Origin of the sequence: Saccharomonospora sp. NPDC046836 (assembly GCF_040645195.1) — a bacterium.
In the GTDB taxonomy this organism is placed as follows: Bacteria; Actinomycetota; Actinomycetes; order Mycobacteriales; family Pseudonocardiaceae; genus Prauserella_A.
Genome location: NZ_JBEYXW010000122.1, coordinates 1 through 1,621 on the forward strand (window position 1 = coordinate 1; position 1,621 = coordinate 1,621).

A 1,621-nucleotide genomic window follows, 5' to 3' on the forward strand; every position below is an offset into this window, starting at 1 on the left:
AGAAAGACATCTCACGTAGTTAAAAGTCAAGCTGCGAGTGCGGGAGGAGGTGGAAACGCCAGGTGTTCGTTGTAGTGCTGGCCGGTGTGGAGGCAGTGGTGGAGCTGGCCGAGGAATTTGTTGAACAGGTGTCGTTGGGCTTGGTGGTTCCAGTCTCCGGCGGCGCGGCGGGTGTCGAAGTGGCGGCGGGCGCCGGGCGAGGCGCGCAGCGAGCTCAGTGCCCAGATGGGGCCGACGGCGGCCAGGCGCCGGTTCTTGATATGTCGGTGCAGCACAACGGTTTTCTTGCCGCTGGCGCGGGTGATCGGCGCGGAGCCGGCGTAGGCCTTCAGGCCGCGGGCGTGGGGGAAGCGGGTGCGGTCGTCTCCGATCTCGGCGAGCACCCGGGCACCGGCCAGTTTCCCGAGTCCGGGGAAGCTGGTGATGATCTCGGCGTCCGGGTGCCGCTCAAAATGGGCGATCGCCGCCTCGGCCAGCCCGTCCGCGGCGGCGCAGGCGGCGTCGAACTGGCGCAGCAGCGCCGCGAGTTGGATGCCCATCGCGGTCTCGACCTGCGGCGGCTGGCGCAGGTACTCGCCGCCGATGATGCCGCGCAGCCGCTGGATGTCGGCGTCGATGTTGCGGCGGCGCCCGGCCTTGGCCAACAAGCCCCGCAACCTGGCCGGGGTCAACCGCGCGGCCTGGGCTGGGGTGGGCGCGGCGGTGAGGATGGTGCGCGCGTCGCGGCGGGCCAGACCGCCCTCGGGCAGACCGGCGAACGCGTCCAGCGCCGCGGGATAGAAGTCTTTCAACAGCGCACGCACTTGGTTGCCCAGCTGCTGGCGTGCCCAGACCGCGTCCTGCTGAGCGCGGGCCAGCACCCGGATCGCCTGCGCCAGCTCGGTATCGGCTGGCAGCGGCCGGTGCGCGGCCTCATCGGTGCGCAGGATGTTGGCCAGCAGCACCGCATCCGTGGCATCGGATTTGGCTCCGGACACCTGATGGCGTGCCCGGTATCGCGAGGCGGAGAGCGGGTTGATCGCATAAATCACCCGCCCCGCCGCGCGCAACGCCGCCACCCACAAGCCGCGGTCGGTCTCGATCGCCACTGGTATCAGATCTTCGGGCCTGTCACCGGCCTCGGCCAACATCGTCAGCAGCGCCGTGAACCCGGTGGCGTCATTGCTGACACGTTGTCTCGACACCACCGTTCCGGCCTCGTCAACGACCGCGACATCATGGTGTTTCTCGGCCCAGTCGATCCCGCAGAACAGTCCCAACTCGACACGACTCCTTCCCCGGCGTTGCTGGTCACGAGCCCAGGCGAGGTCACGCAGCGCCCTAATCACGGGACTCGATGGTCCGTCATCTCACTAGCCGTCCGTGACCCCAGCACACCGCAGGACCTCATGCTTCCGGAGAGCTCAAGGCTCGGGAACATCCCTCGGGAGATCAACCCTGCGGGGGCTCGGGCAACGGCATCCCACCACCACACCACCCGATCTGCAGCCAGGCGCGCCGTTCTTTCTGAAGACGTCCAACATCGGGAAAACCCAGGCGTCACCCAGCAGCAGACCAGACCCAGGAACACAAACCCGCAGCCACCAACACCACAAATCCATATCCCTACTACTGATTAGGA

1 protein-coding gene is annotated in these 1,621 nt (G+C 67.6%); it reads right to left on the reverse strand.

Annotation, left to right across the window (positions count from 1 at the left end; genetic code table 11):
* Positions 1-26 precede the first annotated feature (26 nt).
* Positions 27-1,259, reverse strand: coding sequence for an IS110 family transposase (locus tag ABZ863_RS35625; RefSeq protein WP_358544195.1), 1,233 nt, complete (start codon positions 1,257-1,259; stop codon positions 27-29).
* Between the last annotated feature and the right edge of the window lie 362 nt (positions 1,260-1,621).